The sequence below is a fragment of the Rhodococcus yananensis genome, from assembly GCF_020515525.1.
Taxonomy (GTDB): Bacteria; Actinomycetota; Actinomycetes; order Mycobacteriales; family Mycobacteriaceae; genus Rhodococcus; species Rhodococcus yananensis.
Genome location: NZ_JAIYEP010000063.1, coordinates 1 through 24,290 on the forward strand (window position 1 = coordinate 1; position 24,290 = coordinate 24,290).

A 24,290-nucleotide genomic window follows, 5' to 3' on the forward strand; every position below is an offset into this window, starting at 1 on the left:
GGCACCTCGAAAGGTGCCGGCCCTGCCGTCGAAGAGTGGGTGTCAGCCGATGACGGTGACGCCGGTGGCCTGCGGGCCCTTCTGGCCCTGGCCGATCTCGAAGCTCACGCGCTGGTTCTCCTCGAGGGTGCGGAAGCCGCGACCCTGGATCTCGGAGAAGTGCACGAAGACGTCGGCGGAGCCGTCAGCCGGGGCGATGAAGCCGAAGCCCTTTTCGCCGTTGAACCACTTCACAGTACCTTCAGCCATTGCTGTTCCTTCACTTGCAGGCGGGACGCGGGCGTCCCGTCTCGTCGGAGGACGGTCGTCCTCCGGGTCTGTCACTACACGGCTGAGACGATTCCGTGGTGGCTATCGCATCCGCTCGCAACCAGAAATGTGCGAGGGGTAAACCACGAACACACTACCTAACGACCAGGGACAAGTAGATCACAGAACCGTCGGCGATGCCACCGGAAGGTGATCCAGCGCTCAGCCTCCTCCGATTCCGGCGAGTCGCACGAAGGCTGCGGCATCGAGTTTCTCACCTCGGGTGGATGGCTCGACCCCCGCCGCGACCAGCCGACGTTCGGCCTCGGCGGGCGAACCGGCCCAGCCACCGAGCGCCGCACGCAAAGTCTTGCGGCGCTGCGCGAATGCGGCGTCGACGACAGCGAACACGGACCTGCGGTGGATCTCGTCGACGGGCCACGGCGGCTGTGCATACCGGTCGATGCGCACGAGTCCCGACTCGACCTGCGGTACCGGCCAGAACACCGATCGGCCGACCGCACCGGCACGGCGGACGTCACCGAAGAACCTGGCCTTGACGCTGGGCACACCGTAGATCTTGGAACCGGGTGTCGCGGCCAGGCGATCGGCGACCTCCGACTGGACCATCACCAATGCCGTACGCAGCGAGGGGAATTCTGCGAACAGATGCAGCAGCACCGGCACCGCCACGTTGTAGGGGAGGTTCGCCACGAGGGCCGTCGGAGTGACGGGCAGGTCGGCGGGCAACACCTTCATCGCGTCCATGTGGACGACGTCGAGCCGGTCGGCGAGTTCGGGTGCGCGCTGCCCGACGGTGGTGGGCAGGCGCTGCGCGAGCTTGGGATCGAGTTCGACGGCGACCACCCGGTCGACGACGTCGAGCAACGCGAGGGTCAGCGAGCCGAGTCCGGGACCGACCTCGAGCACGACGTCGTCGCGGCCGACACCCGCCGCCGACACGATGCGCCGCACGGTGTTGGCGTCGTGCACGAAGTTCTGGCCGAGTTGTTTCGTCGGACGCACCCCGAACTCCTCCGCGAGAGCACGGACCTCTGCGGGTCCGAGCAACGCGGCGAGGCCGCGCGGAGAAGCCGGGGTGGCGTCGGGGTCGTCTGAGGGCACGAGCAGAACCTAGCGCACTGCCGGCGCCGTCATGACGAGCATCGGATCAGCGGAGTCCGAGCTTGCTGGTGCACGAGGGCCACGCGCCCCAACCCTGGGTCGCCTGCACCTTCTCGGCGATCGCGATCTGCTGTTCGCGGGAGGCGAGGTCGGCGCGCGGCGCGTACTCGGTGCCACCGAACGCGGCCCACGTCTGCTGCGTGAACTGCAGGCCGCCGTAGAAACCGTTGCCGGTGTTGATCGCCCAGTTACCGGTCGACTCGCACTGCGCGATGGAATCCCACGTCGACGCACGCCCGGAGGCGGGAACCGCCGGCTTCGGCTGGGTGCCGACCCGCACCGTGGCGGGCTGCGGTTCGGTCAGGATCTCGGAGGCGGTCTCGGTGCGACCGACCTCGACACCGTTGACGGTGTGCACATCGAACGTGACGGAACGCTCACCGGGAACGCCGGGATCGTCGACGACGGTCTCGCCCTCGAGCATGTTCGGGTCGTCGACACGGTTCTCGGGCGCGGGGAGCGGCTGGGTCTCGGTGCGCGACTCGATGCGGTCGCGGGTCACGACGACGTCCATACCCTCGACGAGGGGGGTGTCGACGGCGGGGGTGACGCTGTCCGCCTGTTCGAGACGAGCTCCGTGTGCCTCGAGGAACGCACCGACCGTGGGGGCGGCGAGCCGGATGGGGTTCGCCGGGAGTCCGTTGTCCGCGTAGTTGACGGTCTTGGGATTGACGACCTCGAGGTCGGTGCCGTCGAGCGGGAGACGGTGCGAACGCGACGCGGAGACGTACACGTCGTCGCCGAGGCGGAACTGCGCGAGGGCCTCGTCGACGGTCAGTGCGGTGGTCCACACGGTGCGGTCCTCGCCGTCGACGCTCAGCCGCACCTCGCGTGCCTGCCTCAGCACGATGGTGTCGCCGTCGGAGACGGATGCGTCGAGGGCCGGGGCGACGACGTCGTGTTCGTCGACCTCGTAGCCGGCGGCGGCGAGGATGTCGCCGACGGTGGAACTCATCGTGCCGAAGGCGCGCCGCTCTCCGTCGACGTCGAGGGTGAGGTTCTTGTGTTTGACGAGTGCGGTGATCCCGCCTGCCGCGATCACCAGGAACAGCACGGCGACCACGGAGAACAACAGCGGCGATTTCACTCGGTTGATCTTGGTGAAAGGTGACACAACATTTCCAGACAGACGGCAACTTCGATCACGGCACGGTAACGAACCGGCATTGATCTGACAACTCCACGTCGCCTGCCTGGGATTACTTCCTTTTCAACTGCGTCACAATTCGTGATTTTCCATTCCGGTCGCGGCTGGTACAAAAGTCCGAGAATCGGAATATTCGGACGTCGGCACGACGCGGAACGAACCGGGGGCGGACCCCGCGAGTCATCGCAGGATCCGCCCCCCGGTTCGCGGCGGTACCGTCAGGCCGCGGTCGCGACCCCCGCGCCGCGCGACCGCACCCGGGAAAGGAACCGGTCGGCCGAGAGCCCACCGGCACCGACGGCGGCGAGCAGCAGAGATCCGACACCGAGGACGAGGACCAGTTCGTAACCACCGTCACCGACGTAGAGGCCGTTGCCGCCGTGCACGAACGCGAAGGCGCCGAGCATCTGCAGGAACAGCAGGACACCGACGGCCGGAACGAACAACCCCGCGACCAGCGCGATGCCGCCGAGGATCTCGAGCCATGTCGCGACGAACGCGCTCACCGCGGGCGCGGGGATGCCCATCCCGTCGAACGCCGCGGCGGTACCGTCCTGCCCCCACACGGTGAGTTTCTGCAGACCGTGGACGAGGAAGACGATGCCGATTCCGAGTCGCGCAATCAGGATTCCGATGTCGCGCACGAGGGTGTTGCCCATGTTCGTTGAACCTTCCGATCGGGTGGCCGACCACCCTTCATGGTTGACGATTCAACAATTTAGCAGCAGCTGGTTGTAGCTTCAACCAACTGGTCGTGCCACCCGATCCGGGCGACGCCCCTCGAACGCCTCGCCGAGCAGCCGCCGCACACCCACCCGCGTGACCTCCCGCGGATTGGGATACGCCCGCTCCGTCGCGAGACGGGCCACTTCGTCGAGGTCGGCCTCCCGCAACCCCAGATCGGCGAGGGCGACGGGACCACCCGCGGCCGCGACCAGGTCGTAGACGCCGGTCGCGGCGTCCTCTGCGTCGAGCGCCGTCGCGATGCGCTCCATCACGTCGGGCACCGACGGCGCGTTGTACGCCATCACGTGCGGCAACATCACGGTGTGCGTCGATGCGTGCGGCAGATCGAACGATCCACCCAGCACATGACACAGCTTGTGGTGCAACCCCATTCCCACGGACGCCAGGCACGTTCCGGCGAGCCACGCCGCGAGCAGCAGATCCGATCGGCCCTCGAGATCGACACCGTCCGCGCCCAGCGCCGGCACCCCGCGGCCGATTCCGGCGACCGCCTCGAGCGCCAGGGTGTCGACGATCGGATTGGCGTGCTCCGCGTACAGCGCCTCCACCGCGTGCGCGAGCGCGTTGATCGCGCTCGTCACCGCCATCGGCACCGGCATGGACGCCGTGAACTCGACGTCGTAGACAACGGTCTCGGGAAGGATGTCGGGAGACGACCGTGTCGTCTTCACTCCGTCCGCCGTCTCGCCCAGCACCGGGGTGACCTCCGACCCCGCGTACGTGGTGGGCAGGATCACCTGGTCGGCGCCGGTGCGCACCGCCAGCGCCTTCGCCAGACCGGTCGTCGAGCCACCCCCGACCGCGACGACGACGTCCACGTCGTACTCACCCGCGATCCGCAGCGCCTGCTCGGTGACATCGACCGGTGTGTGCATCCGCGCACCGTCGAACCGCGCCACCTGCAGCGACCCCAACGCGCGTGCGACGAGGTCGGCCTGCGGGCGCACGTGGTCGCCGCCGAGCAACAACGCCCGCGACGCACCGAGTCGGCGCACCTCGTCGGCAACCTTCGCCGCCGTACCCACGCCGAAGAGGACCCGTGCCGGCTGTGCCGTGTAGACAAAGCTGCGCATGCGCCCAGAGTCTCACGCCGACCACCCGCACGCGGGTGGAGTTCACGGAAGTCCGTACACCCGTTCGGCGTTCGCGGTGGTCGCGGCGGCGAGCAGGTCGGCGTCCTCGCCGCGCAACTCGGCGAGGGCGCGCACCGTGTACGGCAGACAGTACGCCTCGTTGGGCGCACCGCGGAACGGATGCGGCGTCAGGAACGGCGCATCCGTCTCCACCAACACCTGCTCGCGGGGAACGAGCGGCGCGGCCTCACGCAACGCCTTCGCGTTCTTGAAACTGACGGTGCCGGAGAAACTCAGCACGTACCCGGCGTCGACGCAGGCGCGCGCCGTCTCCGGACCCGACGAGAAGCAGTGGAAGATCACGGTCTCCGGCGCTCCCTCGTCGTGCAGCACCCGCAGCAGCTCGTCGTCGGCGTCACGGTTGTGGATCATCAGCGGCTTCCCCAACCGTTTCGCGAGGTCGATGTGCCAGCGGAAACCCTCCTCCTGTTCGGCGGGTTCGGCGCACCCCTCGAGTTTGCCGGGCCAGTACAGATCCAGGCCCGTCTCCCCCACCGCGACGCACCGCGGGTCGGCGGCGAGCCGTTCGATCTCGCCGCGGGTCGCGTCGTCGAGAGCATTCGCCCGGGTCGGGTGGATCGCGACGGCCGCGAACACCCGCTCGTCCCAGTGTGCGGCCCGCGCGGCGAACCGCGCCGCGTCCAGGTCGTCGGCGACGGTGACGACCCGCTGCACCCCCACGGCCGCGGCCCGGTCGACGATCGCCGCGACACCCGCGGCGTCCGCGGCGCCGCACGCATCGAGGTGCGTGTGGGCGTCGACGAGTGGTTCGAGCGGCTGCGGGGCTTCGGGCGCGGGACGAGTTCTGCTCACGACATATAAAGTAATGGTCACCATGACTGCCGCTGACTCTTCCCGCCCGCCGTACTACATCACGACTGCGATCGCCTACCCCAACGGCGCACCGCACATCGGGCACGCCTACGAGTACATCTCCACCGACGCGCTCGCGCGGTTCAAGCGCCTCGACGGATTCGATGTCCGGTTCCTCACCGGCACCGACGAACACGGCCTGAAGATGCAGCAGACGGCGGCCAAGGAAGGCATCCCCGTCACCGAACTCGCGGCGCGCAACTCCGACGTGTTCGAGGCGATGGACAAGCGTCTGAACATCTCGTACGACCGGTTCATCCGCACCACCGACGCCGACCACCTCGAGGCGAGCAAGGCAATCTGGCAGCGCATGGTCGACGCCGGCGACATCTACCTCGACACGTACGCCGGTTGGTACTCGGTGCGCGACGAGGCGTTCTACACCGACGCCGAGACCACCGTGCAGGCCGACGGGTCGCGCATCTCCACCGAGACGGGCACACCCGTCGAATGGACCGAGGAGTCCACGTACTTCTTCCGGTTGTCCGCCTACCAGGACAAGCTGCTGAAACTGTACGAGGACCAACCCGAATTCATCGCCCCGGCCACGCGGCGCAACGAGATCGTCAGCTTCGTCTCCGGCGGACTGAAGGACCTGTCGATCTCGCGGACCACGTTCGACTGGGGTGTTCCGGTCCCCGACCACCCCGACCACGTGATGTACGTGTGGGTGGACGCGCTGACCAACTACCTCACCGGTGCCGGCTTCCCGGACACCGACCCCGACGCGTACCGCCGCTACTGGCCCGCAGATCTGCACATCATCGGCAAGGACATCACGCGGTTCCACACCGTGTACTGGCCCGCCTTCCTCATGTCGGCCGGCCTCGACCTGCCCCGCCGCGTGTTCGTCCACGGGTTCCTGTTCAACAAGGGCGAGAAGATGTCGAAGTCGGTCGGCAACGTCGTCGACCCCCTCGAGATGGTCGAGCGATACGGCCTCGACCAGTTGCGGTTCTTCCTGCTGCGGGAGATCTCGTACGGACAGGACGGCAGCTACAGCCACGAGGCCATCACCACCCGCATCAACGCCGATCTCGCCAACGACCTCGGCAACCTGGCACAGCGATCGCTGTCGATGGTCGCGAAGAACCTCGACGGTGTCGTCCCGGAACCCGGCGCGTTCACCGCCGACGACGAGGCGCTGCTCGCGCAGGCCGATGCCCTGCTCGAGAAGGTCCGCGCAGAGTTCGACGTGCAGGCCATCCATCTCGGACTCGAGGCGATCTGGCACGTCCTCGGCGAAACCAACCGCTACTTCTCTGCGCAGCAGCCGTGGGTGCTGCGCAAGACCGATCCTGCCCGCATGGCGACGGTGCTGTACGTGACACTCGAGGTCGTGCGCATCGTCGGTGTGCTCGTGCAGCCGGTGATGCCCGATTCGGGTGCGAAGATCCTCGACCTCCTCGGCCAGGCCCCGAACGCGCGGGAGTTCGCCGCCGTCACCACCCGGCTCGCGCCGGGCACCGAACTGCCCGCACCGTCGCCGGTGTTCCCGCGCTTCGTCGACGACGAGGACTGAACCTCCGCGCTCCGCAGGGATGGGTGAGCCTCCGGCTCCGCGCGGGATGGGGTGAGCCTCCGCGCTCCGCGGGGTGGGGTGCGCCTCCGGCTCGCTGAGCGAACGTACCGTCCACTCGAATCAATCGACTGGGTGTACCACTCGCTCAGGAGGAGGGCGCGGGTGACGGCGGTGGGTGCGCCGGTGCGTGAGCCGCTGGGTACGAACGTGTCGGTGCCCTCGGCCACACTCTGCGGCATGGCGACCGAGGGAACATACATTCGAACGTCCGACATCCGGCCCGACGCGCTGCTCGTCGAGCTGACCGGCGCGTACGAGCGAGGGTGGCAGCCCGCCGACGTCCTGCACATCACCGCCGACGGGGGCGATGCCGCCGACGTCCCCCTCGCGGCGGCCGCGGTGCTCTTCGAGGCGACACTCAGCGGTGCCGCCGACCGCGCCCCCACCGACTGGGTGGAGCAGCTCCGCACCATCGCCGACCGCCATCCGGTGGCCGTTCCCGTCACCGCCCACCCGGACGATTTCGGCGCCGGCCTCCGCGCGACACTCCCGAACGCGACGCGGTACCGCATCGACGGATTGGCCTTCACCTGGAAGCACCTGCCCCGATTCGCGCGGCTGACACCACCGCCGTCGCAGTGGCCGCACCATCGCTCCGCCCCCGACGGCACCGCCGCACCCGCACCCGACCCTCGCATCCTCGACCGCATCCGCGGGTTGCTGTCGAAGGCCGAGTCCACCGACTTCCCCGACGAGGCGGAGGCGCTCACCGCGAAAGCGCAGGAACTGGTGACGCGGTACTCGGTGGGTGCCGCGCTGCTGGCCGGCCCGTCCACCACCGCGCACGTCCGCGGCCGGCGCCTGCATCTCGAAGGCCCGTACATCCGGGAGAAGGTCCTGCTGCTCACCGCCATCGGCGACGCCAACCGGGTGCGCACCGTGTGGTTCACGCGGGTGCGGATCGCGACGGTCGTGGGGTCCGTCGTCGACCTGCAGCAGGTCGAGATGCTGTTCGCGTCCCTGCTGGTCCAGGCGACGCGGGCGGTGTCCGCCGCCGACACCGCCGGTCGGCGTGGTGGCGCGACAGCGTCGTTCCGACGCGCCTTCCTCACGGGTTTCGCGGCGCGCATCGGCGAACGTCTGCGCGCGGCGGATGCCCGCGCGACCGCCGGGGCAGCCGCCGACGCGCAGATCCCCGTCACGGAACTCGCACCGATTCTGGCGCGCCGATCGGACGAGGTGGACGCCGAGTTCGCCCGACTGTTCCCCACCACCCGCACCGCCCGCAGTCGCGGTGTCGACGCGGACGGTTTCCACGCCGGCCGTGACGCCGCCGACTCGGCGACACTCACTCCCGGCGACCACCCCCTGGCGCGGTGAGGCACACTTCACATCGGCGACTGTCACGTTTCCGGCCCGCGCGGTGTCCCATCGACGAACGGTCGACACACGACGCACTGGAGGGAAACAGCGATGAGCGCACGCAAGCATGTGGTGGTCGTCGGAGCCGGATACGCCGGGATGCAGGCCGCGAACCGGCTGCTGTCCCGGCACACCGACATCGATGTGACGGTGGTCAATCCGCGGCCGGTGTTCGTGGAGCGGGTGCGGCTGCACCAGGTCGCGGCGGGAACCGGCAGCGCCACACACGACCTGGTGGATCTGCTGCATCCGCGCGCGGCGCTGCGCGTCGCGAGCGTCGTCCGTGTCGGTGAGGACGTCGTCGAACTCGACGACGGCGCGGCGGTGCGGTTCGACGCGGCCGTGTACGCCGCGGGCAGCGGACCCGGTGTGCCGGAGGTGCCCGGCGGCGACCGCGCGTACTCGGTGTCCGATCTCGACTCCGCGACCGCGCTGCACGATGCGCTCACCTCACTCCGCGACGGATCCGCGGTGACGGTGGTCGGTGCGGGGGCGACGGGAACGGAGGTGGCGAGCGAACTCGCAGAGAGCCACCCGCAGCTCACCGTCACCCTGGTCGGTGACGCCGGAGCGGGGCTGCCCGACCGTACCCGCCGCTACCTGCACCGGACGCTGACGTCTCTCGGCGTGCGGCTGCGTACCGGTACCGTCACCGGCATCACCGACGACGCGGTGCTTTTCGACGACGGAACCACCGCCGCATCCGACGCGACGGTGTGGGCGGGCGGCTTCGCGGTGCCCGATCTCGCCCGCCTCAGCGGCCTCGACGTCGACGAGGCGGGACGGCTGTTGGTCGACACGGCCCTGCGCGTGCCGGGCCGCAGGCGCCTCGTCGGGGTCGGTGATGCCGTACGCGTCGACGCCCACGACCACATCCGGATGAGCTGCCAGGCCGCGATGCCGCTCGGCAGGCACGGAGCCGACACGGTCGCGGCACTGCTGCACGACCGCGAACCCGCACCGTTGTCGTTGCGGTTCGTGGCGCTGTGCCTGTCGCTCGGCCGGCGCCACGGCGCGGTGCAGGTCGTGCGCGCCGACGACACTCCCCGCGACCTGGTGGTGACGGGCCGCGCCGGAGCGCTCGGCAAGGAGATGGTGGTGCGGAGCACGGTGTGGGACATCCGGCGCACGGGACGCAAGCGCGCCGCGCGAACAGCGGAATCATCCTCGCCCACAAAAGAATTCGATGCGGCGGGCGAGCGGTGAGCGCTCCCGACGACCACAGCGCCGATGTGTTCGTCCGTCACCGCGGCCTGCTGTTCTCCATCGCCTACGAGATCACGGGCAGTGTCGCCGACACCGAGGATGTGCTTCAGGACAGCTACCTGCGGTGGGCGAGAGTCGATCCCGCCACCGTCGATGATGCCCGCGCGTACGCCGCGCAGATCGTGACCCGGCAGGCGCTGAACGCGTTGCGCGCGGCGCAGCGCAGACGCGAGGACTACGTGGGGCCGTGGCTGCCCGAGCCCCTGCTCGCGATGCCCGACGGCACCGACTCCGTCGAGCTCGCCGAGTCGGTGTCGATGGCGATGCTGTTGGTGCTCGAGACGCTCGGCCCCACCGAACGCGCCGTGTTCGTGCTGCGCGAGGTGTTCGGGTTCGGGTACCGGGAGATCTCCGAAACCGTGGGCCGCACAGAACAGTCCGTGCGACAGATCGCGCACCGCGCACGCGCGCACGTGCAGACCCGACGGCGCCGGTTCACACCGGCGAGCGACGAGACCACCCGCATCGTCGGCGAATTCTTCACGGCCGTCACGACCGGCGACCTCGACACGCTGGTGACGATGCTCGCAGCCGACGCCGTGTACGTCGCCGACGGCGGCGGTCGGGCGACGGCGGCGCGCGTACCGATCCACGGTGGCCGCACCCTGGCCCGACTGTTCGCCGGGATGATCCGGAAGCCGCTGCCGGACATGACGATCGAGGCGGCCGAGGTGAACGGGCTCCCCGGAACGCTGGTGTTCTCCGCGGGGAGACTCGACCTGGTGTTCGCGTTCGGGATCGACGACGGGCTCGTCACCACCGTGTACGCGATCCGCAATCCCGACAAGCTCGCGCACCTGCATCGCGACGCCCACCTGACCCGCGACGCGCACGGGAGGCCGTGACAAGCTGGACGCATGCGTATCGAACGACTCGGACGGGGAGGCACCGTCGCCCAGGTCCTCGCCGGCCTCGATGCCCGTGCCCGCCGGTCGGGGCTGCCCGCACCGGCGGCCCTGACCGGCGAGTGGTTCGGGTGTGCCGCCGTGATCGCACCGTCCCTGGCGACCGCCGCGGTGCCGCCGTCGCACGCGTTCGAGTCCGCGCGGGTTCGTCCCGGTACCGGCGCTCGGCGCCCCGGCGGCCCGGTGATCGGCGGCGGCTGGATCGGGTATCTCGCCTACCCGGACGGGAGTGGTGCGGCACCGTCGTTGCCGGCCGCGGCCGGTGGGTGGACGGATTCGGTGCTGCGTCTGGATCTCGACGGGTGCTGGTGGTACGAGGCGCTGACCGACGAGCCGTGTCCGCGCGATGTGGCCGCGACCGTCACGGACGGAACCGTCACCGGCAGCACCCCGACGGTCGGCGCCGCATGGCACATCGACTGGTCCGCACCCGACCCCACCGAACACCGGCGCGGCGTCGAGAGCTGTCTCGACGCGATCCGGGCGGGTGAGGTGTATCAGGCGTGCGTGTGCACCCGGTTCACCGGACGATGGTCCGGCGACCCGCTCGGTTTCTTCGCCGATGCGGTGACCCGGACCTCCCCCGCCCGCGCCGCGTACGTCGCGGGACCGTGGGGTGCCGTGGCGTCGCTGTCGCCGGAGCTGTTCGTGTCGCGGCACGGCCACCGGCTGCGGTCGAGTCCCATCAAGGGCACGTTGCCGCGGACCGCCGATCCCTCAGAACTCCGCGCATCGGTCAAGGATGTCGCCGAGAACATCATGATCGTCGATCTGGTGCGCAACGATCTGGGGCGCGTCGCCGACACCGGCAGCGTCACCGTCCCCGAACTCCTGACGGTGCGTCCCGCCCCCGGGGTGTGGCATCTGGTGTCGACGGTCGCCGCGACCGCCCGCGCCGGCACGTCCGTGCGCGAACTCCTCGATGCCGCGTTCCCGCCGGCGTCGGTGACGGGTTGCCCGAAGATCCGGGCGCGCGAGCTGCTGCAGCGGTGGGAACCGCACGCCCGCGGTGTGTACTGCGGTGCGGTCGGCATGTCCGGGCCCCTGGCCGGTCTCGAACTGAACGTGGCGATCCGCACCGTCGAGTTCGGTCCCGACGGCAGCTGCGCGCTGGGGGTGGGCGGCGGGATCACCGCGGATTCCGATCCGGACGCCGAGTGGCGGGAATGCCTCGACAAGGCCGCGAGCATCGTGCGGTTGCCGTCGCGGTCAGCACACCTCACGGGCGGGGTCCGGTAGGTTCAGCCCGATCAGCAGATCGCGGACCCGCCCGTCCGTGGCCGTGCAGATCCGGTCGACGACCGCGTCGGCGTCGAGCGACCACGATCGCAGCACGCCGTCGCCGCCGGCCGCGACGAGAGTGCCGTCGGTGCGGAACCTGACCTGCCACCGTCCCACTCCCGTGTCGGTGACCGGCCCACCGACTTCCCGCATCGCGTCGGGATCGGTGATGTCCCAGAGGCGGACGGTGCCGTCGTCGCTGCCGCTGACGATGCGGGTGCCGTCCGGGGACACCGACACCGAGTACACCGTTCCGGTGTGACCGCGCAGCGGTGTCGCCCGGGCGACGAAGTTTCCGTCGGCGTCCCGATCCCACACCAGCACGTCGTGGTCGTCGCCGCCGGTGGCCAGAACGGTCCCCGTGTCGTCGAAGGACACCCCGTTGACACCGGAGGTGTGGCCTCCGGTCACCGACACCGGGCGGGGCGCCGCACGATCGTCGATGTCCCACGCGTACACGTATCCGTCGGCGCTGGTCACCACGAGGCTGCGCCCGTCCGGCCCGATCGCGGCGCTGCGCACCAGGTTGGTGGGGCCGGACAGCGGCGGCGCCCACGGGACCGGTGCCGCGGGGTCGGACAGATCCCACATCCGCACCGAATGGTCGTCGCTGCCGGTGACGAGGGTGCGGCCGGCCGGGCCGAACGCGAGAACGGACGTGAAGCGGGTGTCCAGCTCCAGGGTGGCCAGCGGCGACGGCGACGCCGGGTCCGCGACATCCCACAGTCGCACGCTGCCGCCGGACGTCGCCGCGGTGGCGAGGACGGTGCCGGACGGCGACAGCGCCGACACGTATCCGCCGCCGAGCGGCCGCGGTAGGTCCAGCCGACCGGCGCGGTGCCATCCCGCGTCGTCGACCCGCCACAGATTGACCACCGAACCGTAGCTGCCGGTCGAGACCAGGGTTCCGTCCCGGTTCGCGGACGGCAGGGTCAGCGCGCTGTGCGAAACCGGCACCCGGTCCTGCGGCATCGTCCAGATCCGCAGGTTCGCGTCCTGGCCGCCGGTGATGACGGTGCGCCCGTCCGGGGTGACGGTCAGGGTGGGGACACCGCCGCCGTGCCCGGTCAGCGAGGGAGTGAGCTCGTCGAGGGCCCGATCGGCCAGGTCGATCGTCCACATCTTCGCGGTGCCGTCCCACGACGCACTGACCAGTGTGTTCTCGCCGGGCACGAAGGAGATGTTCCACACTCCACCGGTGTGGGCGCGGATGGACGGCCCGATCTGCCGGACCGCCCGCGGATCGGACGTGTCGAACAACCACAGGTTTCCGTCGTCGCTGCTCGCGGCCAGCATGCTCCCGTCATCGTTGAAGCTCACCGAGTGCGCGACGTCCCCGAACCCGGTCAGGGGCGCACCGAGCGGCACGGGGTGACGCTGATCCGCGACGTTCCACAACCGCACCGTCCGATCGTCGCTGGAGGTGGCGAGCACCGACCCGTCCGTCCGGAACGCGACGGTGCGCACCGCGCCGTCGTGCTCGTGCAAGGTGGTGACGGGGAACGCTCCGCTGCGCGGTGCGGAGGTGTCGACGAGCGCGACCGCGCCGTCGTCGTAGGGTACGGCCAGCACGCGACCGTTCGGGGAGTACCGCACATTGTGGACGGTGCCGTGCGAGAACATCCGATCCTCGAGCACGACGCGCGGCGCCGTCCGGTCGGTGACGTCCCAGATCCACACCCCGCCGTTGCCGCCGCCCGCCGCCAGGTATCGGCCGTCGGGACTGAACGACACCGACGCCATGTAGTGCGCGGCCGACACGAGAGGTTCCCCGACCTGCCCGATCTCCCCGGTCAACGACCACAATCGGACGGTGCCGTCGTCGCTGGCCGACGCGAGCGTCGCGCCGTCCGGCGCCACCGCCACACCGTAGATCGGTCCCTCGTGCCCGGACACGACCCGCGCGAGCGGTGTCCCCTGAGTTTCGATGAGCCGCGAGTAGGCGACGTCGCTGCCGGGGCGCATCAGCGTCGCGGCGAGCGCGAGCCGCGCCGACGTCGTCGGGTCGTCCGCCCGCAGCGAGTCCGCCAACGTGACGACCTGCTGGAACTGCGCGGCGCTGCGCTCGTCCTCCGCCTGGTTCTTCCCCACCCACGCCAGCGCACCCATCACCAACGCGATGATCGTCAGCAGCGACAGCGCCGCGACGGCGCCGCCGCGACGCCACACCTGCCAGGTGATCTGGCGGCGGGACGCGGCGAGGAACTCCATCGCCGTCGGGCTGATCGCCGAGTAGGCGAGCTCCGCCGGATGCCCGAGCCGCGCATCCTGCTCGGCGAGCAGATCCATCCGTCCACGCTGGTAGAGCAGGCTGCTGGTGCGCCCGTTCTCGAGCCAGTCCGCCGCGTCGGACTCGATCTGCTGACGCGACGCCGCGTAGGCGCGGTCCTCCTGCACCCACGAGCTCAACCGCGGCCACGCCTCGATCACCGCGTCGTGGATCAACTCGACGCTGTCGGCGTGCGCGACCAGCACCCGCGCCGACACGAAATGGTCGACGACCCGGCGCGCCGCCTCCCGATCGTGGCCGCCGACCGCGACGAGCCGCTCGAGGGGACGCGCGATCTTCACGTCGGTCCCCGTGTTCGTCACGTACACCAGGTGCACCAGGATGGACCGGGCGATCTCACGGTCGCTCTCGCCGAGTGCCGACCATGCCCGTTCGGCGCTGGCCGCGACCGAGCCGCGCACACCTCCGGTGGCCCGGTAGTCGGCGACCGTGAGGGTGCCGCCGCGGCGGGTGTCCCACATGGTGTCGAGCAGATGCGACAGCAGCGGCAGCTCCGCGCCGCTGACCTCACCGGGTGCGAGTACTCCGAGGTCGTGCAGGATCAGGTCGACGAGGCCGGCCTCGAGCCGGACCCCCATGGTCCGCGCGGGCACGGTGATGACCTCCACGAGGTCGTCGCGGTCGAGGGGCCGCACCGTCTTGCTGCGCTTCTCCAGTGCGCGGGCCGACACCGGATACCGCACCGCCCGGTCGTAGAAGTCCGACCGCATCGTCGCGACGACCATCGCGGGGGCGTCGCCGTCCCGCGCGGTGGACATCGTCTCGAGCAGGTCCAGGAACCGTGTGCGCTCCTCCCGGTCGGTGCACTGCGTGAACAGTTCCTCGATCTGGTCGACGACGACCATCAGCACCGACGCATCGCACTGCTGTGCCCGGGCGCGTACGGCGGCGTGCACGGCGCACCGGTCGGTGAGGTCGGCGACGTCGGCGAGCGTGGGGATCGCGTCGGCGACGCGGTCGATCGGCGCCGATCCGGGTGTGAACACGACGGGTGTGCAGTCACCGGCCCCGCAGATCGACGGGATGGCGCCGGCCTGCACGAGGGAGGATTTGCCGACTCCCGACGCGCCGGTGACGATGACCGGTCCCTGCCCGTGGGTGCCGACGATGATGTCCACGAGGGTGCGGACGCTCTCGGCGCGCCCGAAGAACATCCGCGCGTCGCCCTCCCGGTACGGGGCGAGTCCCTTGTAGGGGCGCAGACCCGCGGGCACCGTCTGCGGGGTCTTCTCCGACGATCGGGCGGCGCCGGTCTCACCGCGCGCGGCGGTCCACCAGCCCTCCCACTGTTTGAGCGAGTACAGGCCCGGTGCGGGCGGTTCGATGTTGAGGGTGCGGGCGGCCCGGATGAGGCTCACGAGAACGGGACGCACCGATTCGAAGCTCGCGGGCAGGCGCTTGCCGCTGCGCCAGTCGCTGATCCGCTGCACCGACACCGAGCGGTCGCTGCCGACCGACCGGGACACCGCGGCGGCCTCCGAGACGACCTTCTTCAGGGCGGGTCTGCCCGCGGCCGCGAACAGGGTGCGCAGCTGGTCGGCGAAGAATCGCCGCTGCTCGTCACCGCGCTGTCCGTTGTCGTCCGTCATCGGTGTTCCGCACCCTTCCACGTCCCGTTCCGCGGAGTTGCGACGCTCCGATCATCCGCAGCGGAAAAAATCCTCACCGCTGTTGACCTGCGATGATACCGGTTCGGCGGAGTGTGTTTGTTGGTGAGCACAACGAGGCCCGGAACAGTGGTGGACACGGCGAGCCCAACCTCGCCTCAGGGCGCGTCCTCCGCGCCGGCCGGAACTGACGAGGGGTAGTTCCCACCGGCGCGGAGGAACCCCCGGTTCCGCCGCCCCGGCAGACGCTCAGGCGCGTTCGTCCGGCTTCTGGAGCACACCCTCGCCGAGCAGGAACGGATCCCGGTCGAGATAGGCCTTCGTCTCCCGCGCGATCATCCCGGACAGCAGGAGCAGCCCGATCAGGTTCGGCAGGGCCATCAACCCGTTCATCACGTCGGAGAAGTTCCACACCACTTCGAGCTCGGTGGTCGCGCCCACGTACACGACGAGGACGAACAGCACGCGATACGGCACGACACCGCCGCGACCGACGAGCCGTTCGGTGCAGCGCTCCCCGTAGTACGACCAGCCGAGGATCGTGGAGAAGGCGAAGAAGACCACCGAGATCGCCACGATCCAGTTGCCCCAGTCGCCGCCGAGCCCCTCCGCGAACGCGACGGACGTCATCGTCGCGCCCTCCGCACCGGACTTCCAGGCGCCGGTCGTGATGATGACCATACCGGTGAAGGTGACCACGATGATCGTGTCGATGAACGTCTGCGTCATCGACACCAGACCCTGACGCACCGGGTGGGTGGTCTGCGCGGCGGACGCGGCGATCGCGGCGCTGCCCATGCCGGACTCGTTGGAGAAGATGCCGCGCGCCACCCCGTAGCGCAACGCCACCATGAAAACCGACCCGATGAAACCGCCCGTCGCGGCGGTGCCGGTGAAGGCGTCGGCGAACACCAGCGCGAACGCGCCGGGCAGTTCGGAGATGTTCAAGGCGAGCACGATCACACCGGCGCCCACGTAGAGCACGATCATCGCCGGCACGAACCCGGCGGTGACCCTGCCGATCGACTTGATGCCGCCGAGGAGCACCGCCGCGGCCAGCACCATCATGACGGCGCCGCTGCCCCACGCCGGGATTCCGAACGTGTTGTCGAGCTGCGTCGCGACGGTGTTGGCCTGTGTCATGTTGCCGATGCCGAAGCTCGCGAGCACCGCGAAGACCGCGAACATCAGGCTCAGCACCAGCCCGAACCGGTTCGGGATCGCACGCGCCAGGTAGTACTGCGGGCCACCGCTCTGCTCACCCTTCGCGTCGGTGGTGCGGTACTTGACCCCGAGGAACGCCTCCGAGTACTTGCTGGCCATGCCGACGAGACCGGTGATCCACATCCAGAACAGCGCGCCGGGTCCACCGAAGTAGATGGCGGTGGCGACACCGGCGATGTTGCCGACACCGACCGTCGCGGCGAGCGCCGTCGTCAGCGCCTGGTACTGCGAGATGTCGCCCTCGGTGGCACCGGGATCGCGGCGCGTGATCAGGCCGAGCCGCAACGCCGGCCCGAGCTTGCGGAACTGCAGACCGCGCAGCCGCACAGTCAGGACCAGACCGGTGCCGAGCAGCAACGGGATCAGCAGGAAGGGACCCCACACGATCTGCGCGACCTCGACCAGGAAGTCGTTCACTGCGTTCTCCTACCCGTAGACGGAACCGGGAGAGTGTACGTCCGTGCCCCCTCGGGTGCGCGGGACGCGCCTGAACGTCCGCGTTCAGGCGCGTCGTGCCGCGAGCACCGTGTCGTACAGTTCCTTCTTCGACACACCGCCGGACGCCACCTGTGCGCACGCGTCCTTGAGGCGTACACCGTCGGCGACCAGCCGCTCCACCTCGTCGACCAAATCCTCCGGGTCCGTCTCCTCCGGTGTCGCGCCGGCGAGCACCACCGTGATCTCGCCGCGCGCACCGTCGACCGCCCACTCGGCGAGTTCGGCGAGGGTGCCGCGGCGCACCTCCTCGTACGTCTTCGTCAGTTCCCGGCACACCGCGGCGCGACGCTGACCACCCAGGACGTCGACGGCGTCCGCCAGGCACGCCGCCAACCGATGCGGTGCCTCGAAGAACACCACGGCCCGTGACTCCGCGGTGAGGGTCTGCAGCCAGGCGCGCCGCTGACCGGCCTTGCGGGGTGGGAACCCGTCGAAACAGAACCGTTCGACGGGCAGCCCGGACAGCGCCAGTGCCGTGGTGACGGCGCTCGGACCGGGCAGGCACGTCACCGGTAGATCGTTCTCGACGCACGCCGCCACCAGCCGGTACCCGGGATCGCTCACCGACGGCATGCCCGCATCGGTGACGAGCAACACGGTTCGTCCCGCCTCGAGGTCGGCGAGCAGCGCCGGCAGCCGCGACACCTCCACCTGGTCGTAGAAGCTCACGACCCGGCCCGTGATCGTCACGTCCAGCGCGGCGGCCAGCGACCGGGTACGCCGGGTGTCCTCCGCCGCGACGACGTCCGCCGTCGCCAGTGCGTCGCGCAGCCGCGCCGACGCGTCGCCGATGTCGCCCATCGGTGTGGCGGCCAACACCAGCCTGCCCTGTCCCGGATTGTCTGCGCGCATGCGGTTCAGCCTACGATCGGTGCGTGACCGCGACGGACCTGCGCCCCACCGAGGCACCGGCCCGGCGGCTACTGAGCCCCGGACCGCGCGTTCCACCGGTCGATCCCGAGCCGTCCGACCGCAGGCGCGGCTGGATCGTGACGGCCTTCGTCACCGCGCTCGCCGCCATCACCCGGTTCGCGATGCTCGGCTACCCGACGGACGCGAAGACCCCCGTCTTCGACGAGAAGCACTATGCGCCGCAGGGCTGGCAGGTGCTCACCGGCGGCGGGATCGAGGACAATCCCGGTTACGGGTTGGTGGTGCACCCGCCGGTCGGGAAGCAACTCATCGCGATCGGGGAGGCCCTCTTCGGTTACGACGGGTGGGGCTGGCGGTTCTCCTCCGCCGTCGCGGGGGTCGTGCTCGTGCTGCTGGTCACACGCATCGTGCGGCGGTTGACGCGGTCGACGATGCTCGGTGCCGTCGCCGGGTTGCTGCTGGTCGTCGACGGGTTGACGTTCGTATCGTCTCGGCTCGGGATGCTCGACATCTTCCAGGCGACGTTCGTGGTGGCGGCGTTCGGTTGCCTGATCGTCGACCGCGACGACGTGCGTCTCCGCATGGCCCGGGTGCACGCCGAGGGCCGTATCGGCGACACACCGTGGGGGCCGCGGCTCGGGGTGCGGTGGTGGCGTTTCGGGGCCGGTGTCCTGCTCGGTCTCGCGACCGCCACCAAATGGTCGGGTCTGTACTTCATCGCGTTCTTCGGGTTGATGTCCGTCGCGTTCGATCTGGCGGCGCGGCGGGGCCACGGGGTGCGGCGACCGTGGGTCGGCACCGCACTGCGTGACATCGGACCCGCCCTGTACGCCCTCGTCGTCGTCCCGGTCGGTGTGTATCTGGCGTCGTTCTGGGCGTGGTTCGCCAGCGAGACCGGTGTGTACCGGCACGCCGTCGGCAACCAGATCGGGCACGACGGTCCGTTCTCGTTCGTTCCCGACGCCCTGCGATCGCTGTGGTTCTACACGACCAGCGTCCTCGAGTTCCATTCGGGATTGACCAATTCGGCCGGCAACCATCATCCGTGGGAGTCGAAACCGTGGACGTGGCCGATGGGCCTGCGCCCCATGCTGTACTACTTCGCCGACAGCGACAGCATCGACGGTTGCGGCGCCGAACAGTGCGTCAAGGCCGTCATGCTCGTCGGGACACCCGCGCTGTGGTGGGTGGCGTTGCCGGTACTGGTGTGGGGGCTGTGGCAGCTGCTGGTGCGCCGCGACTGGCGGTGGGCGGCGGTGCTCACCGGGTACGGTGCCGGTCTGCTGCCGTGGTTCGCGTCCCTCGACCGGCAGATGTACTTCTTCTACGCGGTGCCGCTCGCGCCGTTCCTCGTCATGGGTGTCGCCCTGGTGCTCGGGGACGTCCTCGGGTCGGCGCACGACTCGCCCCGTCGCCGCACCCTCGGACTGGTCGCGGTGTGCGGATACGTGGCGCTGGTCGTCGCGAACTTCGTGTGGCTGTGGCCGATCCTGACGGGCCTGCCCATCACCGTCGAGCACTGGAACCAGCAGTTGTGGCTGCCCAGTTGGCGGTGATCGTTCAGGCCTCCACGTCGCCGGCGTAGCGCACACCCTCGAACCGTCGGGCGAACCGCGCGTCCACGGTCGCCAGGAATCCGCGCAGAGCCACGAACAGCGAGGCCAGATGCCCGGGGACGAACGGTTCGCAGACGGCGTCGAGCGTCGCGACCAACCGGTCCTCGACCAGCACGATCTTGATGTGCGGCCAGTGCCGGTTCAGGTCGGCGAGCTCACCGGCCGCCCGCACCGCATCGGTGATGCCGTGCAGCAGCGGAACCCACAGGGTGACCCGTGACCCGGTCGGGTCCACCACCACGAACACCGCCTGCGCATCGACGACCACCACGAAATCCCCGTCCGCGTCGATCGCGACCGGTCGCCGGAACTGTGCGGTCAGCGCCTCACCGACACGGTCGCGGAGTGCGCCCGCGGCAGTTCCGTCGGACACGTGGACGAACACCGGGTGCACCACACCGTGCGCGGTGCGGACCGCCGTCGTGATCCGGCGTGCGAGATCCGCGGTGTGCCCGGAGGGCCGCACGATCGGTCGGCTGCCCAGCAACTCCACCGTGATGGTCGCGGGCTCGGCAGCATCGACCGTCGCGCACGGGACCTGTCCGTGCGCACCGTCCGCGGTGACCGTGAGGCGACCACCCGGCACCATCGTCGAGATCCGGGCCGCGAGACGATGGCGGAAGCGGTTCCAGTCCCGTTCGACGACGTCGTCGAAGTGGTCTGTCTCGGGCACTGTCGACTCCCCTCTCGCACGGCAACCGCGGGTAGCCGACACGCTACGTCCGGATCGGGTGCACCTCCGGAAGGCGCGCGGAATCCCGCCGGCCGATCGTCGCGAGCACACCCACCGTCCGGCCGTGTTCGACGATGTCGACGATCGCGAACCCCGCCACCGACAGCGCGGCACTGATCCGCATCGAGATCGGTCCGGTCGCCGACGCGAGCGGTGGCTCGTCGAACACCCAGAGTTCGCCACCCGGGCGCAGCAGAGGGACGACTGCGGCGGGCACCGCCGGATCACCCGACCGGAAGACCGGCACACAGATCGCGAAGATCAGATCGAACGGGCGGGTGCCGTCCGCGAGACCGGGGAACGCGGCGGTGCGCAGTTCCACCGTCCCGGCGTCGAGCAGCGCACGGTTGCGTCGGCGGGCCCGGTCGATCTGCGTCGCGGACCGATCCACCCCGACGACCACGCCGTCGGGAGCGATTCGTTCGTGCACGAGCGGGACCGCGACCCCGCCGCCGCAGCCGATCTCGAGCACCCGGGCGCCGGGTCGCGGATCCATCGTCTCCACCGCGAAGGTGATCCGCTCCGGGACGGTCACCCGGTGCGCTGGAGTTTTCGGCGGTCCCCGGCGACGAGGGGGTCGCGTCGCAGGTCCCGATAGAGCGACACACACAACCCGATCATCACGATGACGAACGGTGCCGCGGCGATGATCGTCATCGTCTGCAGTGCGTTGAGCGCTTCGGAGCCGCCCGTCCACAACAGCAGCGCCGCGACACCACCGGTGAGGCCACCCCAGAACACGACGACCCATCTGTTGGGGGCCAGGGTGCCGCGCTGAGTGAGACTGCCCATCACGATCGAGGCGGCGTCGGCACCGGACACGAAGAAGATCGACACCAGGACCATCACCACCACGGTCGCCACCCCGGCCAACGGCAGGGTGTCGAGCAGGCCGAACAGTTGGGCTTCGACGCTGCCCGCCGAGGCGATGCCGGCGCCCTCCTCCTGCGCGTTGATGGCGGCACCCCCGAACACCGCGAACCACAGCAGGCTCACCAGGCTCGGCACGATCATCACGCCGACGACGAACTCCCGGATCGACCGACCACGGCTGATCCTCGCGAGGAACATGCCGACGAACGGCGCCCACGAGATCCACCAGGCCCAGTAGAAGATCGTCCAACTCGACAACCACTCACCGGCGTCCGGGCCCGACGCGGCGGTGCGCGCCGACATCTGCGCGAGATCGGAAGCGTACCGGCCGAGTGTCGTGGGGATGAGGTTGAGGATGAAGACGGTCGGACCGAGCACGAACACGAACAGCGCCAGCACCAGCGCGAGCACCATGTTGATGTTCGACAGCCACTGGATGCCCTTCGCGACACCCGACACCGCCGAGGCGATGAACGCGCCGGTGAGGATCGCCACGATCGCGACGAGCAGCAGCACGCTCGCTTCCTGGAGCCAGCCGGTGACCTCGAAACCCGACCCGATCTGCAGCGCACCGAGGCCGAGCGAGGCGGCCGTGCCGAACAGCGTCGCGTACAGCGCCAGAATGTCGATGATCTTGCCGATGGGACCTTCGGCGCGGCGCCCGAGCAGCGGGAGGAACGCCGCGCTGACCAACTGCTTGCGGCCCCTGCGGAACGTGCCGTACGCGATGGACAAACCCACCACCGCGTAGATCGCCCACGCGTGCAGGCTCCAATGGAACATCGTGGTGGCCATCGCGACCCCCGTACCACCCGAGGTTCCCGGAGGGGGCGACACGTAGTGCGACAGCGGCTCACCGACACCGAAGAACATCAACCCGATACCCATGCCGGCGCTGAACATCATCGCGATCCAGCTCACGGTGCGGAACTCCGGGCGTTCACCGTCCTTACCGAGCGGGATCCGCCCGTACTTGCTCAGGGCCAGCCACAACACGAAGATCACGAAACCGCTCGCCGCGAGGACGAACAACCAACCCATCTCGACGACGACCCAGTCGAGCACGGCCCCGGTCACGGACGTGAAGTTGTCGGCGGCGGCCAGGCCCCACACGACGATCGCGACGACCATCGCCGCGGCGACCGCGAACACCACACGGTCGGTTCGTGCCGGTCGGGACGCGGCCACCTCCGTGACCACGCCGTCGGATTCCGCTTCGGGAGGTGCACTCATGCCCCTACGGTGCCCCGATCCCCCTCGATCTTTGGCCGATTCGGGCGAACTGGCAGGAGATCGGGACCGTCCCGGGCGTGTCGTCCGTCGCCGCGACCGCAACGCGACCGGTCGCCGCTGCGGTCGCGACGACGTCACGACGACCGCAGCGCCTTCTCAACGAACTCGGTGATCTCGTCGTCGCTCATGCCGAGCGCACGCACCGCCGCGACGTACTCGGTGGAGATCTGCTGCGCGCGGGTGCGGGTGGGGTCGCCGCTGTCGGCGACGAACGTCCCGGCACGCCCGCGGGTCTCGATGATGCCGAGTTTCTCGAGTTCCCGATACGTCTTGGCGACGGTGTTCGGGGCGATACCCAGCGTTTCGGCGAGCCCGCGCACCGTCGGCAGTTTCGTGCCGGCGATGACGTGACCGTCGCGCACCAGTTCGACGATTCTGCGTCGAATCTGCTCGAACGGCGGCACCGGCGAATCCTGGTCGATCACGATGTCGAGCACGTTCGCAGATTACCCGAGTGAACGGCTCACGCCGAGTGAGCGATCGGCGTTCCCGCCGAGTGAGCGAACGTATCGCTCGCTCGACTCAGTGAGACGGGTGTACCGTTCGCTCACACCGGGGGCGTCCCGTCCCCCACGCACGCCGCGCTCAGACGCGGGCCTTGTCGCCCTCGTCGTCCGTGGCAGACGTGTAGCGGCCCGTCTCGAGGAGGTCGCGGATCTGGATGAGCAGGTCCGTCTCGCTCAACGGCGCGTCCTCGGGTTCCTTGTCGGGCGCGAACCGGGCCTTCGCTGCGTTGACCGGGACGATCAGGACGAAATAGACGACGGCCGCGATGATCACGAAGTTGATCGCCGCGGAGATGACGGCACCGAAGTCGATGAACGTCGCGTCGTTGGAGGCGATGATCCGGAACCCGAAACCCAGTTCGTTGTCGCCGCCGACGGTCGCGACGAGGGGGTTGACGATGTGGTCGGTGAACGCGGTCACGATCGCGGTGAACGCGGCACCGACGACGACGGCCACGGCCAGTTCGACGACGTTCCCACGCAGCAGGAAGTCCTTGAATCCTTTCAACATCACCGAATGGCCTTTCCCGAATTGTTGCATGAATGTGATGGGTGGACCGGGAAAGAGTAATCGGCCGCACGCGCTCCCTCAACGGCGACAAAACCGACCATCGAGGTGAACGTGCAATTCCGGGCGCGCGCGAGAACGTGCACAATCGGGTTCATGGCCAACACCGCGACGATCTATCACAACCCCCGTTGCAGCACGTCCCGCAACACCCTGAAGCTCCTGCAGGACGAGGGGATCGATCCCACCGTCGTCAAGTATCTGGAGACCCCGCCGACGCGGGACGAGTTGTCCGCGCTGCTCGACGCCGCCGGGTTGAAACCCAGCGAGGCCGTCCGCCGGAAGGAAGCCCTCTACAAGGAACTGGGTCTCGCCGAGGCGACGGAGGAGGAGGTGCTCACCGCGATGGCGGAGAACCCGATCCTCATCGAGCGCCCGCTCGTCGTCACCGACAAGGGCACGGTCCTGGCGCGCCCGATCGACAGGGTCCGCGACATCCTCTGACCCACCCGTGCGCGTTTGTGGTAGCTCCGACCACC

Annotated in this window: 21 protein-coding genes; 7 read left to right on the plus strand and 14 right to left on the minus strand. The window is 69.6% G+C overall.

Annotation, left to right across the window (positions count from 1 at the left end):
* Positions 1–42: 42 nt before the first annotated feature.
* The 6 genes from LDQ05_RS14945 to LDQ05_RS14970 all read right to left on the minus strand — a co-directional run bounded on the left by LDQ05_RS14945 (position 43) and on the right by LDQ05_RS14970 (position 5,274).
* The gene (locus LDQ05_RS14945) at positions 43–249 is read right to left on the minus strand and encodes a cold-shock protein (RefSeq protein ID WP_068155724.1); all 207 of its coding nucleotides are present in this window, start codon (positions 247–249) and stop codon (positions 43–45) included.
* A gap of 222 nt (positions 250–471) precedes the next feature.
* Entirely contained in the window at positions 472–1,374 is a 903-nt protein-coding gene (gene rsmA / locus LDQ05_RS14950) for a 16S rRNA (adenine(1518)-N(6)/adenine(1519)-N(6))-dimethyltransferase RsmA (RefSeq protein WP_226437740.1), read from the minus strand.
* 46 nt (positions 1,375–1,420) lie between these two features.
* Positions 1,421–2,548, minus strand: a complete 1,128-nt coding sequence (locus LDQ05_RS14955) for a resuscitation-promoting factor (RefSeq protein ID WP_226437741.1) — start codon at positions 2,546–2,548, stop codon at positions 1,421–1,423.
* Between the two features lie 251 nt (positions 2,549–2,799).
* A complete protein-coding gene (locus LDQ05_RS14960; RefSeq protein WP_226437742.1) occupies positions 2,800–3,240 on the minus strand; it encodes a DoxX family protein in 441 nt (146 codons plus the stop codon).
* Between the two features lie 81 nt (positions 3,241–3,321).
* Entirely contained in the window at positions 3,322–4,401 is a 1,080-nt protein-coding gene (locus LDQ05_RS14965) for a maleylacetate reductase (protein WP_226437743.1), read from the minus strand.
* A gap of 42 nt (positions 4,402–4,443) precedes the next feature.
* Positions 4,444–5,274: a TatD family hydrolase gene (locus LDQ05_RS14970; RefSeq protein ID WP_226437744.1), complete on the minus strand. Its 831-nt coding sequence runs from the start codon at positions 5,272–5,274 to the stop codon at positions 4,444–4,446.
* A 22-nt stretch (positions 5,275–5,296) separates the two neighbouring features.
* Here LDQ05_RS14970 and metG point away from each other — a divergent pair, with 22 nt between their 5' ends.
* From metG to LDQ05_RS14995, 5 genes are all read left to right on the plus strand, one after another.
* Positions 5,297–6,856, plus strand: coding sequence for a methionine--tRNA ligase (gene metG / locus LDQ05_RS14975; RefSeq protein WP_226437745.1), 1,560 nt, complete (start codon positions 5,297–5,299; stop codon positions 6,854–6,856).
* Positions 6,857–7,093: 237 nt separating this feature from the next.
* Positions 7,094–8,236, plus strand: coding sequence for a DUF2786 domain-containing protein (locus tag LDQ05_RS14980; protein WP_226437758.1), 1,143 nt, complete (start codon positions 7,094–7,096; stop codon positions 8,234–8,236).
* Positions 8,237–8,329: 93 nt separating this feature from the next.
* Positions 8,330–9,484 carry an NAD(P)/FAD-dependent oxidoreductase gene (locus LDQ05_RS14985; RefSeq protein WP_226437746.1) on the plus strand — a complete coding sequence of 385 codons (1,155 nt, stop codon included), beginning with the start codon at positions 8,330–8,332 and terminating at the stop codon, positions 9,482–9,484.
* Positions 9,481–10,389 (plus strand): RNA polymerase sigma-70 factor, encoded by a 909-nt coding sequence (locus LDQ05_RS14990; protein WP_226437747.1) that lies wholly within the window; start codon positions 9,481–9,483, stop codon positions 10,387–10,389. The genes LDQ05_RS14985 and LDQ05_RS14990 overlap by 4 nt, the downstream gene beginning before the upstream one ends.
* 12 nt (positions 10,390–10,401) lie before the next feature.
* On the plus strand, positions 10,402–11,688 hold the full coding sequence (locus tag LDQ05_RS14995; protein WP_226437748.1) for an aminodeoxychorismate synthase component I: 1,287 nt from the start codon (positions 10,402–10,404) through the stop codon (positions 11,686–11,688).
* Here the strand turns inward: LDQ05_RS14995 and LDQ05_RS15000 are convergent.
* The 3 genes from LDQ05_RS15000 to rsmI form a co-directional block, all read right to left on the minus strand.
* Entirely contained in the window at positions 11,659–15,609 is a 3,951-nt protein-coding gene (locus tag LDQ05_RS15000) for an NACHT and WD repeat domain-containing protein (RefSeq protein WP_226437749.1), read from the minus strand. The two genes, LDQ05_RS14995 and LDQ05_RS15000, sit on opposite strands and share 30 nt — an antisense overlap.
* 267 nt (positions 15,610–15,876) lie before the next feature.
* Positions 15,877–17,268: an alanine/glycine:cation symporter family protein gene (locus tag LDQ05_RS15005; RefSeq protein ID WP_226437750.1), complete on the minus strand. Its 1,392-nt coding sequence runs from the start codon at positions 17,266–17,268 to the stop codon at positions 15,877–15,879.
* A gap of 84 nt (positions 17,269–17,352) precedes the next feature.
* Entirely contained in the window at positions 17,353–18,201 is an 849-nt protein-coding gene (gene rsmI / locus LDQ05_RS15010) for a 16S rRNA (cytidine(1402)-2'-O)-methyltransferase (RefSeq protein ID WP_226437751.1), read from the minus strand.
* 23 nt (positions 18,202–18,224) lie between these two features.
* Here rsmI and LDQ05_RS15015 point away from each other — a divergent pair, with 23 nt between their 5' ends.
* Positions 18,225–19,778: a dolichyl-phosphate-mannose--protein mannosyltransferase gene (locus LDQ05_RS15015; protein WP_226437752.1), complete on the plus strand. Its 1,554-nt coding sequence runs from the start codon at positions 18,225–18,227 to the stop codon at positions 19,776–19,778.
* A 4-nt stretch (positions 19,779–19,782) separates the two neighbouring features.
* On the opposite strand, the gene LDQ05_RS15020 is transcribed toward LDQ05_RS15015, so the two are convergent.
* The 5 genes from LDQ05_RS15020 to mscL all read right to left on the minus strand — a co-directional run bounded on the left by LDQ05_RS15020 (position 19,783) and on the right by mscL (position 23,754).
* Complete coding sequence (locus tag LDQ05_RS15020; protein ID WP_226437753.1) at positions 19,783–20,511, minus strand: T3SS (YopN, CesT) and YbjN peptide-binding chaperone 1; 729 nt, start codon at positions 20,509–20,511, stop codon at positions 19,783–19,785.
* 43 nt (positions 20,512–20,554) lie between these two features.
* On the minus strand, positions 20,555–21,106 hold the full coding sequence (locus tag LDQ05_RS15025) for an SAM-dependent methyltransferase (protein WP_226437754.1): 552 nt from the start codon (positions 21,104–21,106) through the stop codon (positions 20,555–20,557).
* Complete coding sequence (locus tag LDQ05_RS15030; protein ID WP_226437755.1) at positions 21,103–22,677, minus strand: BCCT family transporter; 1,575 nt, start codon at positions 22,675–22,677, stop codon at positions 21,103–21,105. The genes LDQ05_RS15025 and LDQ05_RS15030 overlap by 4 nt, the downstream gene beginning before the upstream one ends.
* Before the next feature lie 134 nt (positions 22,678–22,811).
* Positions 22,812–23,174, minus strand: a complete 363-nt coding sequence (locus tag LDQ05_RS15035) for a GntR family transcriptional regulator (protein ID WP_226437756.1) — start codon at positions 23,172–23,174, stop codon at positions 22,812–22,814.
* Between the two features lie 148 nt (positions 23,175–23,322).
* Complete coding sequence (gene mscL / locus LDQ05_RS15040; protein ID WP_226437759.1) at positions 23,323–23,754, minus strand: large conductance mechanosensitive channel protein MscL; 432 nt, start codon at positions 23,752–23,754, stop codon at positions 23,323–23,325.
* Positions 23,755–23,907: 153 nt separating this feature from the next.
* Between mscL and arsC the strand changes: the two genes are divergently transcribed.
* Positions 23,908–24,255 (plus strand): arsenate reductase (glutaredoxin), encoded by a 348-nt coding sequence (arsC, locus tag LDQ05_RS15045; protein ID WP_226437757.1) that lies wholly within the window; start codon positions 23,908–23,910, stop codon positions 24,253–24,255.
* Positions 24,256–24,290 lie beyond the last annotated feature (35 nt).